The following is a 15,543-nucleotide window of genomic DNA, read 5'->3' on the forward strand; positions in this document are numbered from 1 at the left end:
CAACTTTCTCAGCCAAWTCAATCAGACGCRCYGAAACCCGGGTCATAATCAAAGCCGTCCCCGCCATGGGGAGGGCTCTTGGTACCGGCCCAAGCGTGGCGAGGACCGCATCGAGCGGGGCCGCAAGAAGGTCTCGGGAAGGCGGGACAGGGTCTGTTCGTGGATAGATCCGGGRCCCTGCGAACCCTTCCTGGACAAGCTTGCGGGTCGACAGGGCCGGGATCGTCAAACCGGCCTAACAGGATCAGCCGAGGCCGCCGCCGGATYACCGCGGGGCTATTGRTCCTGCCCGTCCGTGGGACAGCCGGGTCCAGGGTTGAAACAGCACCCGCGCCTCCGGCCCTCCGGAATAACGACGCGGCGGAGCGGTCGACGAAGCCGAAACGCTAAACAAACMYACGGTCYCCGGGCTCCGCCCGGCCGCTCCGCGCCTCCCCGAACCTGTCGCCGAAAGGCGGGAGCACGAGAACCTGTGCCTGCGCCGRCCCCCTCAGTCGCTCCGCGACAGCTCCCCCRGAGGGGGAGCATCTCGAAGAGCGCCGGCGCCAAYAGATCCTCCCCCTCTGGGGGAGGTGGCCCGGAGGGCCGGAGGGGGTCAGCGCCGAATTGTCAGCACGGCCCCGAAGTCCGCAGTCCCGCCCCTACCCCGCTGCGCGGGCCTTGAAGCCCGCCAGGCGGTCCAGCTTGTCCAGCAGGTAGTCGCTCTCTTCGCGCGACACCGCCTGGGAGGAGGTCAGGAACCGTTGCAGCATGTGCTCCTGGAACCGTTCGCGCTCGCCGGGGCGGCCGTCGAATTCCATGCCGTGATAGGCGTCCACGCCCGCGCGGAAGGCGGCGTAGAGGCGCGAGGGCAGGCCCGCGCGCTCGTAGACCGCCTTCAGGCCCAGCGCGCCGGCGTCGTGCACCATCAGCCAGGTGCGGTGATGCGGCACCCCGGCCAGTTCGGCCAGGCCCCATTCGACGAAGGTCATGTGGCCATGGGCCAGCGCCCGCAGCAGCAGCGACGGCGTCAGCCGGCCCGCGCGGTTCAGGTGGGCGACGAAGGCCTTGGGATCGGCGGTGCGGCCGGCCTGGTCCACCAGGTCGATGGTCGCGCGCTCCTTGGCCCCGACGATGATCTCCAGCGCCCGCTCGGCCGACAGGGCGTGGTTGTCGAGGATGTGCTCGCGCAGCTGGTCGCCGACCATGTCGATCAGGCGCTCGGTCACCGACAGCGGCAGCACCGCGCGATAAGCCACGGCTTGAAGCACGCTTTCGGACTTGGCGAAGCGGTCCAGCGCCTTCTGCAGGGCCAGATCCGAGAAACGGGCGTTGTCGTTGGCGCACACCGCGGCCACGACGTCTTCCGGGGCCTGCTCGACCAGCAGGCCGGTGACCTTGCTCGACAGCTTGGGCCGGCGGGCGATGGCCATCTGCCGCACCGGGCCGCCCAGGCGGATGATCTCGGCCAGATCCTGGTCGGTGAACACCGGCGAGAAGCTGATCACCGGCAGCGACACGCTCTCGACGTCGCGCGCCAGGCGGTTGGCCACGTCCGGCGGCAGCAGCGGCGAGGTCTTCAGCGTCACGGCCAGGGCGCGGCGCACCAGTTCGGCGGCGTCGGCGGCCATGACCCGCAGGATTTCCTGGGCCTGCAGGCGCTCGTCCTCGGAAAGTTCGGCGCGGTCGATCTTGCGGCACAGCCGGTGCGCGGCCAGGGCGCGCTCGTCGGGCGTCGCGCCCTTCACGAGCATGCGGATATCGTCGTTGGTCAGCGCGGCGCGGGTCGTGGCCATGGGCCTGGCCTTCTGCGAATGAACGGTCGAATCAAACAATGTGCCGTTAGGCTTAACGATTGTTTGCCCGCAAACACCCCGGCATTAACGATACCGCGTAACCCGCCGCAAACCGTGACCGCCTAGCGTCCTCGCCTGAACGCCCGAGGATTTGATTCTTGTTCGCATCGCCCCGAACCCATGACGTGAAACGGCCCGGGGCCGACGCTGCGCTCGCCCTCGGCGTGCAGGTGGCGCTGCTGCCCTACGCCCTGGCCATCTTCGCCGTAAGCCTGCCGTTCTTCGTCTGGGCGGGCTCGTTCGCCCAGAACGCGGTGTGGATGTCGCTGAGCTTCGCGATCTTCGCCATCAACTGGGGCGTGTTCTACGGGATCACCAACTGGCTGAAGACCCCGCACGCCCAGGACCTGACCAAGCGCATGCGGCTTCAGGTCGCGGGCGGCCTGCTGTGGGCGCTGGGCGTGATCCAGATGTCGGCCTTCGCCGACGGCGCCGGTCCGATCCGCGAGACCCTGCTGCTGCTGTCGGCCGCCGCCGGCATGGTCTGCATCTTCTTCGCCTCGCCGGTGCTGCAGAGCCTGGTGGTGGTCGCGCCCGTGGCCGCGATCGGCCCGCTGTGGGCGCTGTTCAGCCGCCCCGAAAGCCGCCAGGCCGGCCTGATGGCCGCCGGCGGGCTGGCCCTGGCGCTGGCCATGGCCATGATCTTCAACCGCATGCTGCGCCGCCAGCATGCGCTGGCCGTGGCCCACGAGGCGCTGATCGAGGAGCGGATGCGCGTGCTGGAGGCCGCCGAGCGGACCGCCCGCTCCAAGTCCGACATCGTCGCCACCCTCAGCCACGAGATCCGCAACGGCCTGACTGGCGTCACCCACGTGCTGGCCGCCGCCGCCGGCAAGGGCGGGCGGGCCGCGCCCTCGCGCGAGCAGCTGAACGCCGCCCTCGACGCGGCCCAGGACCTGATCTCGGTGCTCAACGCCACCCTCGACGCCGAGACCGCCGAGGCCGGCCGCCTGGCGGTCGAGACCCAGGCCTTCGAGCCCGTGCGCCTGGTCCGCGACCTGGCCCTGCTGGAGCGTCCGCACGCCCTGGCCAAGGGCCTGGAACTGGCCGTCCACGTCGATGCGTCGCTGGAGAACCGGGCGCTGGGCGCGGCCATGGCCGATCCCATGCGCACCCGCCAGATCATCGCCAACCTGGTCGGCAACGCCGTGAAGTACACCATCCGCGGCCGGGTCGAGGTGCGGATCGAACCGCGCGGYGACGACCGCATCGCCATCGAGGTCGCCGACACCGGTCCTGGCCTGTCGGCCGAGGAACTGGAGCAGGCGTTCGAGCCCTTCCGCCGCGTCGAGCGCACCGGCGCCGGCGTCAACGGCGCGGGCCTTGGCCTGTCGCTGTCGCGCCAGCTGGCCCGGCTGATGGGCGGCTCGCTGGAGACCAGCAGCGCCCTGGGCGTGGGCAGCTGCTTCACCCTGCTGCTGCCCTACGACGCCGCCTGCCCCTGCCCGCAGGAGCCGGTCGAGGAGACCCTGGCCGCCGCCGATCCGGCCCCCGACGTCCAGCGCAGCCTGCGCGTGCTGATCGCCGAGGACGACGCCCTCAACGCGGCCATGCTGCGCGCCATCCTCGAGCAGCTCGGCCACCAGGTCGTGCACGCCCAGAACGGCCGTCGCGCCGTCGACCTGGCCAAGGTCTGCGAGTTCGACCTCGTCATGCTCGACGGCCGCATGCCGGTGCTGGACGGTCCGCAGACCGCCGCCGAACTGCGCGCCCTGCCCGGCGCCGGCGGCCAGATGCCGATCATCGCCGTCATCGGCGGCGACGCCGACGAGGCCCGCGAGTGCACCGAGGCCGGCGCCGACACGGTGCTGCGCAAGCCCGTCAGCGTCGCGGGCGTCGCCCGGGCCGTGGCCGACGCGGCCGCCCTCACCCGCCAACCTCGGGCTGAAGCCGCGCGCGGCGTGGCCTGACGGACTTCCCAACGCTCGTTTGACCGCTAATCTCGTCTCCAACGACAAGAAAAGCGGAGGAAGCGAATGCTGCGGGACCTCAAGGTCGTCGAACTGGCCACCTACATCGCCGCCCCGGGCGCGGCCGGCATCCTGGCGGACTGGGGCGCCGACGTGGTCAAGGTCGAGGCGCCGGACGGCGATCCGATGCGCCGCTTCTTCGAGACCATCGGCGCCGACCAGGCCGCCAACCCGATCTTCGAACTCGACAACCGCGGCAAGCGCGGGATCGTGCTCGACATCCGCACGCCCGGCGGCGCCGAAGCGCTCAAGCGTCTCATCGCCACCGCCGACATCTTCCTCACCAACGTCCGGCCCGCCGCCCTGCGCCGCGCCGGCCTCGACCACGAGACCCTGCGCGCGGCCTTCCCCGCCCTGATCTACTGCAGCCTCACCGGCTACGGCCTGACCGGCCCGGACGCCGACAAGCCGGGCATGGACGTCGCCGCCTTCTGGTCGCGCGCCGGGGTCGGAGCCCTGACCGCGCCCAAGGGCGCCGAGCCCTTCCCGATCCGCACCGGCATGGGCGACCACGTCACCTCGCTGGCCACGGTCTCGGCGATCCTGGCGGCGGTGCACGAGCGCCATCGGACGGGCGTCGGGCGCCTGGTCGAGACCTCGCTGCTGCGCACCGGCGCCTACGCCATCGGCTCGGACCTCGCCATCCAGCTGCACTTCGGCAAGCTGGCCTCGACCCGTCCGCGCCGCGAGGCGGTCCAGCCGCTGGCCAACTTCTTCCAGACGCGCGACGGCCGCTGGATCTGCCTGCTGGCCCGCCAGGGCGCGACCGACTGGCCCAGGATCGCCGCCGCCGTCGGCCGGCCCGAGCTGGTCGACGATCCGCGCTTCTCCGGCGCCCGGGCCCGGCGCGAGAACACCGCCGCCCTGGTCGACATCCTCGACGAGGCCTTCGGCGCCATGGACTACGAGACCGCCGCGGCCGCCCTCGACGCGGGCGACATCACCTGGGCGCCCTGGCAGACGCCGCGCGACCTGGTCGAGGACCCGCAGGCCCAGGCGGCCGGCTGCTTCGTCGAAATGCTGGACGGCCGCCGCTCGCCCGCCGCGCCGGCCCGCTTTCCCGGCGTCGACGAGCGTCCACGCGCGCCCGCCCCATCGCTGGGCGCGGACACGGCCGCCGTCCTGGCCGAGCTCGGCTATTCGGATGAGGAGATTGAGGCCCTGCGGGCCTAGCGGGCCTTGCCGCCGGCCGAACCGGCGTTGGCGTCCGAAAGCATGCGCAGCATCTCGGCCGAGAACAGGCTGTTGGCCACGCGGCTAACGCCGCCGCCGTCGTCCGAGCGCGCGCCGCTGAAGGCGCCGCCATAGCCCTGCGACCCGCGCAGGACGAGGTCGACCACGGCCTTCTGCTGGTCGATGCGGTCGAGCCGTCGCCCCGAGGCGTACTGCAGGAAGCCTTCGTCGCTCTGCGGCTCGCGCTCGCGGACGGTCGGCGCGCCGCCGCTTCCGCCGGCGCTCTTGGTCAGGTTCGCATAGACCTCGCCGACGGTGGCGGCGCGGCCTTCGCGATAGAAGATCGAACGGTTCGCGGCGGCGGCTTCCGGAAACATCGAAGCGGCGCTGGCGCCCGGGTTGCGATTGGCCGCCTCGATCAGACGGGCCGAACCTTGCGGCCCCAGGAAGTGGGCGGCGTAAAGCTCGCCCGAAGTCGGGCTACGCCCCACCCGGCCGCGCAGATAGGAGGCGTGGTCCGACGCCAGCTCGCCGGCCATCAGCGACGCGGCGTGCGGATCGAGCTTCAGGCCCAGCACGGCCTTGCGAGCCTCGTCGCCGGCCACCCGGTACTTGCCGTCCGAGCCCTGCTGGATCAGGTCGGCGTAGCGGGCGTAGCCGTACTTGGCGCCATGCTTCTTCAGCGTGGCCAGCCAGGTCTGGTCGACGAACTGGAAGAGGCCCGAGGCCGAGGAGGTGCGCGCCTTGGCCGCCGGATTGTAGCCGCTCTCGCGCTTGGCCGTACCCATCAGGAACGTGAAGTCGACACCAGTCGCGTTCGACGCGCGCTGGATCGCCGACTCGACGACGTTGCGGATGGATTGGACGGCCATGGTCCGAATGTCTGAACCAGCGTGGTTAATGCCGGCTTAACCACGTTTCCGCGTTCGCCGGACGCCCCCGCGACAAGTCGCCCCGCCCTTCCGGCGCTCCGCGACAAACTGCCACGCTGAAGCTTGCCCGATTTGTGCGAGAAACATTGTTTCGATAACGCAACAATGTTACCGCGCGCCAACTTTCGGGGGAAACGATGGCCAAACTCACGGCCTTGATCTGCGTACACAACGAGGAAGCCCGCCTGGCCGAATGCCTGGCCCGCCTGTCCTTCGCCGATGAACTGGTGGTCGTGCTCGACCGCTGCACCGACGGCTCGGCGACGATCGCCAGGCAATACGGCGCGGTGCTGGTCGAAGGCGCGTTTCCGCTGGAAGGCCCCCGCCGGGCCGCCGGCGCGGCCGCCGCCACCGGCGACTGGATCCTCGAGATCGACGCCGACGAATATGTCAGCCCCGAGCTCGCCGCCGAGGTCCGCGCCGCCGTGGCGTCCGACCAGGGCGACTGGCGCCAGATCCCGGTCGACAACTACATCGGCGCACGCCTGGTGAAGTATGGCTGGGGCGGCTCGTTCGGCACCACCTCGGTGGCCCGCCTGTTCCGCCGCGGCGCCAAGAGCTGGGGAACCCAGCGCGTCCACCCGTCGGTGAAGTTCGCCGGCGAGGCCGGCCCGTCGCTGCGCACCCCGATCCGCCACGAGGTCGACGACAACATCTCCGACATGCTGCGCCGCCTCGACCGCTACACCGAGCTGCGCGCCAAGGATCTGGCCGAGACCGGCGAATGGCCGGGCCTGGGCCGCAACGCCTTCCGCGGCGTGCGGCGCTTCTACAAGTGCTACGTCTCGCGCCAAGGCTGGCGTGAGGGCGGCTGGGGCTTCCTGATCGCGCTGATGGCGGCGATCTATCCGCTGCTGTCGGTCCTGCGCATGCAGCTGGAAGTGCGGGGCACGGCCTCCATGGCCCAGGACCCGACGGCGGTCTGCGCCGAAGCCGTGGCCTCGACCTCGCCGCTGGCCTGATGCTTCAGACCCTGCTGCTGTCGCGCGAACTGGCCCGCTGGCGCGCGGCCGGCCGCCGCGCCCGCCTGTGGTGGCGCGACGACGACGCCCGCACGCCCGGCCCGGCGTTGGAGCGGCTGCTCGCCCACGCGCTGGCCTTCGACGCGCCCCTGACCCTGGCGGTCATTCCCGACGGCGATCGGGCCGACCTTGCCGAACGCCTCGCCACGGTGCGCGGCGTTCGGGTGGTGCAGCACGGCGCCGACCACGTGGACCGCAGCGGCGGCGGCGGCGCCTTCGAGTTTCCGCCTGAACGCACCGCCGACGAGATCGCCGCCGCCCTGCGGGACGGCTGGACGCGCCTTGCTCCCCTGCCCGGCGCGCTGAAGCTGTTCACGCCGCCCTGGAACGCCGTCCACCCCCGCCTGACCGACGCCCTGTCCGCCGAACGCTATGTCGGCTGGAGCGCCTGGGCCGAAGTCGCGCCGCAAGCCGATCCGCCGCGCGTCGACACCCACCTGGACCTGCTGCGCTGGAACCCAGCCCCGCGCTTCCGAGGCGCCAGCCGCCTGGCCTCCCAGTTGCGCCGCCAGCTGGCGCGCCGTCGCAAGACCGGCGCCTGGGATGCGCCGATCGGCCTTCTGACCCACCACCTCGACCACGACGAGGCGGCGTGGAAGTGGCTGGCCGGGCTGATGCGGACGGTCCGTCGCCATCCCGTCCTGGCCTGGAGCGACCTGGGCGACCTGCTGCCGGAGACGGGTCGGACACAGTAGATTTTACGATCGTCATTTTATCTGTTTACGAGCGTCATTTTCCGTGACAGCGTGAAGACGTCGACACCGATCGACGCCGCTTCACGGAGGTCGCCATGATCGCCCACCCCGCCGATTTCAACCCGCGCATCGCCGGCCTGGACCGCGACGAAAAGCGCAAGCTGTCCAAGGGCCTGGTCATCGCCCTCGCGGTTTCCGGCGCGGCGCACGTGGCCCTGTTCGCCTACATCGCGGTGCAGAAGTACGTGACCCTGCCGCCCGAGATCGTTCCCGATCCCGGCTTCGTGCTGGAACCGATGATGCCGAAACCGCCGCCGCCTCCGCCGCCGGAGACCCCGGCGCCGACGCCGCCCAGGGCCTCCAACCCGATCCCGGTCCATCCGCCGCTGCCGACGCCCTTCCCGACGCCCGATCCGCTGCCCGTGCCGATCCCCAGGGACCCGGGCCCGCCGACCATCGCCGCGCCGCCGACCTTTACGGCCGATCCCCCGGCGCCGCCCGCGCCGCCGTCGACCGCTCCTGCGCCCCGGATCATCACCCGGGCGACGTGGCTGAAGATGCCCAGCGCCGACGACATGTCGCGCTACTACCCCGAAAGCGCCCAGCGGCGCGGGGTCTCGGGCGGGGCGACGCTGAACTGCGCGGTCACGGCCAAGGGCACGGTGCAGAACTGCACCGTGGTCTCCGAAAGCCCGGCCATCGAAGGCTTCGGCGATGCGGCTCTGAAATTGTCGCGGTTCTTCAAGATGAAGCCGCAACTCGAGAACGGCCAGGCGGTCGACGGCGCGCAGGTGAGGATCCCCATCCGCTTCAACGCCGCTGACTGAGGGGGCGTCGGACGGACGACCGCGTATCTGGTCGTCCGTCCGGGTTTCTTCAGTAGCTCTTGGGCAAGCCCAGCACGCGCTCGGCGATGAAGTTGAGGATCATCTCGCGGCTGACCGGCGCGATGCGGGCGATCATCGCCTCGCGGAAGTAGCGCTCGACGTCGTACTCCTTGGCGTAGCCCATGCCGCCATGCGCCAGCACCGAGGCCTCGCAGGCGGTGAAGCCGGCCTCCGCGCCCAGGTACTTGGCGGCGTTGGCCTCGGCCCCGCAGTCCTTGCCCGCGTCGTAGAGCGCCGCGGCCTTGAAGGCCATCAGGTTGGCCGCCTCCAGCTCCGCCCACGACTTGGCCAGCGGATGGGCCACGCCCTGGTTCTGGCCGATCGGACGGCCGAACACCACGCGCTCCTTGGCGTAGGTCGAGGCCTTCGCCAGCGCCGCCCGGCCAAGGCCGATGGCCTCCGCCGCGAACAGCACCCGCTCGGGATTGAGCCCGTGCAGCAGGTACTGGAAGCCCTTGCCCTCCTCGCCCACCAGGTCCTCCTGGGGCACGAACAGGTCCTCGATGAAGAGCATGTTACATTCGACGGCCTTGCGGCCCATCTTCGGGATCGGCTTGGCCTCGATCTGCTCGCGGTCGGTATAGAACAGCGACAGCCCGCCGGTCGGCTTGGCGCACTGATCCTTGGGCGTGGTGCGGGCGATGATCAGGATCTTGTTGGCGCGCTGGGCGCCGGTCGTCCAGATCTTGCGGCCGTTCAGGCGATAGCCGCCGTCGACCTTCTCGGCCCGGGTCTCCAGGCTGGAGGTGTCCAGGCCCGAATTGGGCTCGGTGACGGCGAAGCACATCTTGTCCTCGCCCGAGATGATCCGCGGCAGCAGGCGCTCGCGCTGCTCGTCGGTCCCGAACTTCACCAGCGGCATCGGGCCGAAGATGTTGAGGTGGATGGCCGAAGCGCCCGAAAAACCCGCGCCCGACTGGGCCACGGTCTGCATCATCACCGCGGCCTCGGTCAGGCCCAGGCCCGCCCCGCCCACGCTTTCGGGCATGGCCACGCCCAGCCAGCCGCCTTCGGCTATGGCGGCGACGAACTCTTCGGGGAAGTTTCCGGTCTCGTCGGTCCGCCGCCAGTACTCGTCGTCGAAGGCGGCGCACACCTTGGCCACGCCTTCACGGATCGCTTCCTGCTCGTCGGTCAGCCAGAAACCGGCCATGTCGTCCCTTCCCTGCGCTTCGTCGTTCTTTATCTAGCCCTCGAAACGCTGCGGATCGAAGGCGGCCGCGTCCTCTCCGGGATCGGCGCCCGTCAGATACGCCGCGACCATGTCGGCCACAAGCGGAGCGAGCAGCCAGCCGTTGCGACGGGCCCCGGCCGCCAGGATCACCCCCGGCGTACGGCTCTCGCCCACCAGCGGCAGGCCGTCCGACGTCGAGGCCCGAACGCCGACCTCGATCACTGCCGCCGCGCCGGCCAGTTCGGGGCGCAGGCGCTCGGCGGCGATGCGCAGCGGCTCGACCACGGCCGGATCCGGATCGCGGTCGTCGCGCCCCGCCTCCATCGTCGCCCCGACCGCCGGCCGGGGTCCCGGCGCGATGTAGACGCCCTTGCCGCGCAGCACCGGGCCGCCGGCCATGGGGGTCTCCAGGCGTAGGATCTGGCCCTTGATCGGCGTCAGCGCGGCAAGCTCCGGCGCCAGATCCCGTCCACCGCCGCCCGTGGCGACCACCAGGGCGTCGAAGGGCTGGACCTCGCCGTCCTCAAGCGTGACGCGTCCGTCGGAGAAGGCGGCCGCGCCGCGACTATCGAACCTGGCGCCGGCCTTGATCGCCGCCTCGCGCAGGGTCGCCAGCGCCTGGCGGGCGTCCAGCCGCCAGTCCTCGTCGCTGAACAGGCCCGCCTGGGTGCGCGTGAAGCCCGCGCCGGCCTCGACCAGCGCCGCCTCGACCTCGTCCAGGAAACCGGCCTCGCCCTCGATCGCCACCCCGCCGCGATCGAGCGTGATTCCGAGATCCGCCGCGAAGGGCGCCCAGCGCTCGCGCGCGCGCCGCAACACCGGCAGGTGACCCCGTGAGACCTTGTCGAACACCGCCTCGGCCGCCGGCGCCAGCATGCCGGCCGCAACGCCCGAGGCGTTCTCGCCGGGCGGCGCGGGGTCGAACACCGTCACCACGAACCCGAGTCGGGAGAGAATCAGCGCCGCCGCCGAGCCGAAAGCGCCGGCTCCGGCGACCGCGACGCGCGCGCCTGACTGCAAAATCATGGTCGGCAGACACCGCCCGGCGGCCGAAAGGTCAAGTCCGAATGCTTTTCTGTCGGCGGACCGACGCAAGGGTGCGGCATTTGTGTCGTGTTAGCGACATGCGACGTCGAGGCGAGGTGACGGAATACGATCAGCGGTCTATTCTTCACCGTAAACAACCGCGCCACGTGCACCGCTACGGTCCGACCGGAGCCGAGGACGAGAACACCATGACCCAGAAGCCCACCGCCGAAGTCGCCCATCCCGTCGATATCTATGTCGGCGCCCGCATGCGGATTCGGCGCAAGGTGCTCGGCTTGAGCCAGACCCAGCTCGCCGACGCCCTGGGCATCACCTTCCAGCAGATCCAGAAGTACGAGCGCGGCGCCAACCGCATCAGCGCCAGCAAGCTCTACGACGCCGCCCGCCTGCTGCAGTCGCCGGTGTCCTACTTCTTCGACGGCCTGGAAGAGACCGACAACGGCGAGGACGACGGCGTCGCCCAGCGCATGACCCAGTTCGTGGCCACGCCGGAAGGCCTGGAACTGGCCGACCTGTTCCCCCGCCTGAACGACCGTCGCCTGCGCCGCCGCGTGGTCGACCTGGTCAAAGCGATGGTCGACGACGAGCCGGCCTGAGCCCCTCCTCCACTCTCTTTCGATCTTCCGATCACGCGCCTCATCCCCTGGAGAGGCGCGTTTTCGTTTGGGCCTGCCTCTACTGCTTCAATAGGCCGCAGCGCACCGATACCGGCGTTCAGTAGATGTGAAGCCGCCCGGGGTCACCGTGTCGACCTAAGATAGCGGCGCCCTGAACATGCTCGAAAACGATCGTCTGGCGGCCCTGGCCTCCTACCGCATCCTGGATACGGCTCCCGAGCCGGCCTTCGATCGGCTGACCGGCTTCGCCGCCGAACTGTTCGACGCGCCCATCGCCCTGATCTCGCTGGTCGACGAGCACCGGCAGTGGTTCAAGTCGCGCTACGGCCTGGAGGCGGAATCCACCCCGCGCGAGATGGCCTTCTGCGCCCATGCCCTGCGCCAGGAACCGCATTCGGTCATGGTCGTCGAGGACGCCACGGCCGATCCGCGCTTTTCCGGCAATCCCCTGGTCACCGGCGCGCCGGACATCCGCTTCTACGCCGGCGCCGTGCTCAGCGATCGCGACGGCCATAACCTGGGCACGCTGTGCGTCATCGACACCGCGCCGCGCCCCCGCCCCTCCGAGGACGACCTCGACCGCCTGCGCATGCTGGCCGACGCCGTGGTCGCCCGCATGGAGAAGGGCCGCGCCGAACGGCACATGGTCGAACAGCGCCGCATGCTGGCCATGACCGAGGCCATCTCCGGCGTCGGCCACTGGCGCTGCGATCTCGCCAACCACACCATCACCTGGTCGGACGAGGTCTATCGGATCTACGGACGCGACCCGGCGACCTTCACACCCACCTTCGACAACTGGCTGGAGATGTACCACCCCGACGACCGGGCGGCGGCCGAGGCCAGGGCCCGCCAGGTGGTCGTCGAGCGCGCGGTGCTCGAGCACGAACTGCGCCTGCTGCGGGCCGACGGCGCGGTCCGCCAGGGCCATTCGCGCGCCACCTGCGAGCTGGACGAGGACGGCCGGGTGATCGCCGTCTTCGGCGTCCTACGCGACATCACCGACGAACGCGCGCTGCGCCGCAAGCTGGAGGCCAGCGAAGCCCGCGCGCGGCGAGTGATCGCCGACGCCTACCAGGCGATCGTCACCATGGACCAGGCCGGCGTCGTCACCGACTGGAACCGCTTCGCCGAGCGCACCTTCGGCTGGACGGCGGCCGAGGCCCAGGGCCGCCGGCTTTCCGACCTGATCGTCCCGGCCGAACTGCGCACGGCCCATGACGAGGGCCTGGTCCGCTTCCTGGCCACCGGTCGCGGCGCCGTGCTCGACCAGCGCATCGAGATCACGGCCCAGCGCCGCGACGGCGAGACCTTTCCCGTCGAGCTGGCGATCAGCGCCGCCCGCAGCGCCGAGGGCTGGCAGTTCACGGCCCTGATGCACGACATCAGCGCCCGCAAGGCGCAGATGGAGGAGTTCGAGACCGCCTTCCACCACGCCTCGGTCGGCATGGCCCTGGTCACGCTCGACGGCGCCTTCAACAAGATCAACGCCGCCTTCTGCGACATCGTCGGCTACGACGAGACCGAGATGCTGGCGACCGACTTCCAGACGATCACCTACCCCGCCGACCTCGACAAGGACCTGGCCCTGCTGGGCAAGCTGCTCGACGGCGAGATCGCCAGCTACGGCATGGACAAGCGCTACATCCACAAGGAAGGCCGCATCGTCTGGGTGCACCTTTCGGTGTCGCTGGTCCGCGCGCCCGACGGCTCGCCCAAGCACTTCATCGCCCAGGTCCAGGACCAGACCGCCCGCGTCGAGGCCCAGGAGGCGCTGGAGCGCCAGACCCTGGAACTGGCCGCCATGGCCACCCAGCTGGCCACCGCCCGCGACGCCGCCGAGGAAGCCAATCACGCCAAGGCCGAGTTCCTGGCCAATATGAGCCACGAGCTGCGCACGCCGCTGAACGGGGTGATCGGCTTCTCGCGGCTGCTGGCCGAAAACCCGAACCTGGCGACCGAGGACCGGCGGCGGGCCGAGCGGGTGCGCGGCGCCGGCGAGGCCCTCAACGCCCTGATCAACGACATCCTCGACTTCTCCAAGCTGGAGGCCCGCGCCGTCACCCTGGAAAGCGCGCCCTTCGCCCTCAAGGAGATGCTGGTCGAGACCACGGCCATGGTCGAGCCGCAGGCCGACGAGCACCAGGTCGACCTGCGCATGGTCGGCGACCTCGACGGCTGGTACGTCGGCGACCGCCATCGCCTGCGCCAGATCCTGCTGAACCTGCTGTCCAACGCCGTGAAGTTCACCCGCCACGGCTCGGTGACCACCCAGGTCGAGGTCCTCGGCGCCGCCGGCGATCGCGCGGCCCTGCGGATCAGCGTCATCGACCAGGGCGTGGGCATCGCACCCGACAAGCTGGACCGCCTGTTCAAGCGCTTCTCCCAGACCGACAGCTCGATCACCCGCACCTTCGGCGGCACCGGGCTGGGCCTGGCGATCTCGCGCGAGCTCGTCGAGCTGATGGACGGGCGGATCTGGGTCGAGAGCGAGCTGGGCGAAGGCTCGACCTTCGCCTTCGAGATCGCGCTGCCCCTGGCCCAGGCCCCCGCCGTCGTCGCCCCGGCCGAGGCCGCGGGCCGCGCCGCCTTCCCCGGTCGCCGGATCCTGCTGGTCGACGACGTCGAACTGAACCGCGAACTGTTCAGCGAACTGCTGGGCCGGCGCGGCTGCGTGGTCGAGACGGCCGACGACGGGGCCCAGGCGGTCAAGGCGCTGGAGCGCGCGGCCTTCGACCTGGTGCTGATGGACGTGCACATGCCGGTGATCGACGGCCTGACCGCCACCCGCGAGATCCGCCGACGCGGCCTCACCGCCTCGCCCATCGTGGCCCTGACGGCCAGCGGCGCCCCCCAGCAGATCGCCGCCTGCCTCGACGCCGGCATGGTGGGCCATCTGCTCAAGCCGCTGAGCGAACGCGACCTCGACCAGGCCCTGGCCCTGCACCTGGCCAAGGTCGCGCCGGTCGACGAGGCCGACGACGAAGCCGCCGCCCGCGACGCCCTGGCCTCGGCCATGGGGGCGGCCCGCGTCGCTCGCCTGGCCGGCATGCTGCGCGACCAGCTGGTCGAGCGCTTCCAGGACGAGGCCCCGCAGGCCCTGCGCGAGGACGCCCACCGCCTGGCCGGCTCGGCCGGCATCCTCGGCTTCATGCGCCTGTCGCGCGACGCGGCCGAGCTGGAGGACGCCTGCATCGCCGGCGCGCCCCTCGACGAGCCCCTCGAACGCCTGCGCCAGGGCGTGCGCCGCGCGGTGGCCGATCTGGACGCCTGGATCGAGGACCTGTCGCGCCAGGCCGCCTGATTTCGCCGCAATCGGCCTACAAACCGAAATACAGCCAAGAGCCCGTCGCGCTATAGTGGAGGCCGGTCCGATCAGGAGGCCTTCGACATGCGCCGCTCCGTCTTGCTCCTCTGCACCCTCGGCCTGGCCGCGGGCCTCGCCGTTCCCGCCCTGGCCGCCGCCCCGGCGCCGGCCGAGAAGGCCAAGCCCGCCTCCCGGGAAAGCTGCTTCTTCGCCGACCAGGTGCGCGGCTACCAGGTCGTCGACGAGCGCACGCTCAATGTCGATGTCGGCCGCAAGGAAGCCTACCAGCTGACGCTGTTCAACTCGGCCTTCGACCTCGACGTCTCCACCCGCATCGGCATCAAGTCGCGCGGCGGCTCCTGGGTGTGCTCGCCCTTCGACGCGACCGTGATCGTGCCCGAGGTCACCGGCTCCTCGCGCGACTACCGGGTGCAGGCGATCCGCAAGCTGACCCCCGAGGAGTACGCGGCGGCCTGGCCCAGCGTGAAGGCCAAGAAACCCAAGTCCTGAGGCCCCGCCTCGGCGGCGCCTGAAAACGCTTGCCCCGGATCGCGGGGCGGCGACATCTAGAGCCTGGCCGTAGCGCCGTCGGGGGCGACGACGACGGCCAGGAGCCGTCCGATGATCCCGCAGACGAACGCCGCCGCAGGCGCGCCGCCCCGCCAGGGGCCGTGGTACACGCACCTCTACGTGCAGGTGCTGGTCGCCATCGTGGCGGGRGCGCTGATCGGYCAYTTCTGGCCCAAGTTCGGGGCCGACCTGAAGCCGCTGGGCGACGCCTTCATCAAGCTGGTGAAGATGGTCATCGCCCCGGTGATCTTCCTGACCGTGGTCACCGGCATCGCCGGCATGCGCGACCTGGGACGCTTCGGCCGCGTGGCCTT

General features: G+C 70.9%; 13 protein-coding genes. 9 read left to right on the forward strand and 4 right to left on the reverse strand.

The features are described 5' to 3' along the window. Window positions 1–641: 641 nt before the first annotated feature. The gene (spbR, locus tag AC1DCG_RS23395) at window positions 642–1,775 is read right to left on the reverse strand and encodes a SpbR family protein (RefSeq protein ID WP_477031427.1); all 1,134 of its coding nucleotides are present in this window, start codon (window positions 1,773–1,775) and stop codon (window positions 642–644) included. 158 nt (window positions 1,776–1,933) lie between these two features. On the opposite strand from spbR, the gene AC1DCG_RS23400 reads away from it, so the two are divergent. Next, a complete protein-coding gene (locus AC1DCG_RS23400; RefSeq protein ID WP_477036938.1) occupies window positions 1,934–3,745 on the forward strand; it encodes an ATP-binding protein in 1,812 nt (603 codons plus the stop codon). A gap of 66 nt (window positions 3,746–3,811) precedes the next feature. After that, a complete protein-coding gene (locus AC1DCG_RS23405) occupies window positions 3,812–4,978 on the forward strand; it encodes a CaiB/BaiF CoA transferase family protein (protein ID WP_477031429.1) in 1,167 nt (388 codons plus the stop codon). Here the strand turns inward: AC1DCG_RS23405 and AC1DCG_RS23410 are convergent. After that, window positions 4,975–5,850 (reverse strand): lytic transglycosylase domain-containing protein, encoded by an 876-nt coding sequence (locus AC1DCG_RS23410; protein WP_477031430.1) that lies wholly within the window; start codon window positions 5,848–5,850, stop codon window positions 4,975–4,977. The two genes, AC1DCG_RS23405 and AC1DCG_RS23410, sit on opposite strands and share 4 nt — an antisense overlap. A gap of 197 nt (window positions 5,851–6,047) precedes the next feature. Here AC1DCG_RS23410 and AC1DCG_RS23415 point away from each other — a divergent pair, with 197 nt between their 5' ends. The 3 genes from AC1DCG_RS23415 to AC1DCG_RS23425 all read left to right on the forward strand — a co-directional run bounded on the left by AC1DCG_RS23415 (window position 6,048) and on the right by AC1DCG_RS23425 (window position 8,454). Beyond that, window positions 6,048–6,872, forward strand: a complete 825-nt coding sequence (locus AC1DCG_RS23415) for a glycosyltransferase family 2 protein (RefSeq protein ID WP_477031431.1) — start codon at window positions 6,048–6,050, stop codon at window positions 6,870–6,872. Continuing rightward, window positions 6,872–7,627 (forward strand): polysaccharide deacetylase family protein, encoded by a 756-nt coding sequence (locus tag AC1DCG_RS23420; protein WP_477036936.1) that lies wholly within the window; start codon window positions 6,872–6,874, stop codon window positions 7,625–7,627. Before AC1DCG_RS23415 ends, AC1DCG_RS23420 begins: the two co-directional genes overlap by 1 nt. 95 nt (window positions 7,628–7,722) lie before the next feature. Beyond that, complete coding sequence (locus AC1DCG_RS23425; protein WP_477036935.1) at window positions 7,723–8,454, forward strand: energy transducer TonB; 732 nt, start codon at window positions 7,723–7,725, stop codon at window positions 8,452–8,454. 49 nt (window positions 8,455–8,503) lie between these two features. Here AC1DCG_RS23425 and AC1DCG_RS23430 read toward each other — a convergent pair whose 3' ends face one another. Next, window positions 8,504–9,667 carry an acyl-CoA dehydrogenase family protein gene (locus AC1DCG_RS23430; RefSeq protein ID WP_165263189.1) on the reverse strand — a complete coding sequence of 388 codons (1,164 nt, stop codon included), beginning with the start codon at window positions 9,665–9,667 and terminating at the stop codon, window positions 8,504–8,506. Between the two features lie 33 nt (window positions 9,668–9,700). Next, the gene (locus AC1DCG_RS23435; protein WP_477031434.1) at window positions 9,701–10,714 is read right to left on the reverse strand and encodes an NAD(P)/FAD-dependent oxidoreductase; all 1,014 of its coding nucleotides are present in this window, start codon (window positions 10,712–10,714) and stop codon (window positions 9,701–9,703) included. 209 nt (window positions 10,715–10,923) lie between these two features. Here AC1DCG_RS23435 and AC1DCG_RS23440 point away from each other — a divergent pair, with 209 nt between their 5' ends. The 4 genes from AC1DCG_RS23440 to AC1DCG_RS23455 all read left to right on the forward strand — a co-directional run. Beyond that, the gene (locus tag AC1DCG_RS23440) at window positions 10,924–11,331 is read left to right on the forward strand and encodes a helix-turn-helix domain-containing protein (RefSeq protein ID WP_058350643.1); all 408 of its coding nucleotides are present in this window, start codon (window positions 10,924–10,926) and stop codon (window positions 11,329–11,331) included. A gap of 178 nt (window positions 11,332–11,509) precedes the next feature. Further along, window positions 11,510–14,656, forward strand: coding sequence for a PAS domain S-box protein (locus AC1DCG_RS23445; RefSeq protein WP_477036934.1), 3,147 nt, complete (start codon window positions 11,510–11,512; stop codon window positions 14,654–14,656). An 87-nt stretch (window positions 14,657–14,743) separates the two neighbouring features. After that, entirely contained in the window at window positions 14,744–15,169 is a 426-nt protein-coding gene (locus AC1DCG_RS23450; protein WP_165263195.1) for a DUF6491 family protein, read from the forward strand. Window positions 15,170–15,280: 111 nt separating this feature from the next. After that, a partial coding sequence (locus tag AC1DCG_RS23455; protein WP_477041699.1) for a cation:dicarboxylate symporter family transporter occupies window positions 15,281–15,543 on the forward strand: 263 nt, incomplete at its 3' end.

It is taken from the genome of Caulobacter sp. 10L414, assembly GCF_056395525.1.

What these genes read in the sequence shown, in the direction of transcription:
- spbR (WP_477031427.1), bottom strand. Translation starts at nt 1,775, where the DNA reads ATGGCCACGACCCGCGCCGCGCTGACCAACGACGATATCCGCATGCTC.
- AC1DCG_RS23405 (WP_477031429.1), top strand. Translation starts at nt 3,812, where the DNA reads ATGCTGCGGGACCTCAAGGTCGTCGAACTGGCCACCTACATCGCCGCC.
- AC1DCG_RS23410 (WP_477031430.1), bottom strand. Translation starts at nt 5,850, where the DNA reads ATGGCCGTCCAATCCATCCGCAACGTCGTCGAGTCGGCGATCCAGCGC.
- AC1DCG_RS23415 (WP_477031431.1), top strand. Translation starts at nt 6,048, where the DNA reads ATGGCCAAACTCACGGCCTTGATCTGCGTACACAACGAGGAAGCCCGC.
- AC1DCG_RS23420 (WP_477036936.1), top strand. Translation starts at nt 6,872, where the DNA reads ATGCTTCAGACCCTGCTGCTGTCGCGCGAACTGGCCCGCTGGCGCGCG.
- AC1DCG_RS23425 (WP_477036935.1), top strand. Translation starts at nt 7,723, where the DNA reads ATGATCGCCCACCCCGCCGATTTCAACCCGCGCATCGCCGGCCTGGAC.
- AC1DCG_RS23430 (WP_165263189.1), bottom strand. Translation starts at nt 9,667, where the DNA reads ATGGCCGGTTTCTGGCTGACCGACGAGCAGGAAGCGATCCGTGAAGGC.
- AC1DCG_RS23435 (WP_477031434.1), bottom strand. Translation starts at nt 10,714, where the DNA reads ATGATTTTGCAGTCAGGCGCGCGCGTCGCGGTCGCCGGAGCCGGCGCT.
- AC1DCG_RS23440 (WP_058350643.1), top strand. Translation starts at nt 10,924, where the DNA reads ATGACCCAGAAGCCCACCGCCGAAGTCGCCCATCCCGTCGATATCTAT.
- AC1DCG_RS23445 (WP_477036934.1), top strand. Translation starts at nt 11,510, where the DNA reads ATGCTCGAAAACGATCGTCTGGCGGCCCTGGCCTCCTACCGCATCCTG.
- AC1DCG_RS23450 (WP_165263195.1), top strand. Translation starts at nt 14,744, where the DNA reads ATGCGCCGCTCCGTCTTGCTCCTCTGCACCCTCGGCCTGGCCGCGGGC.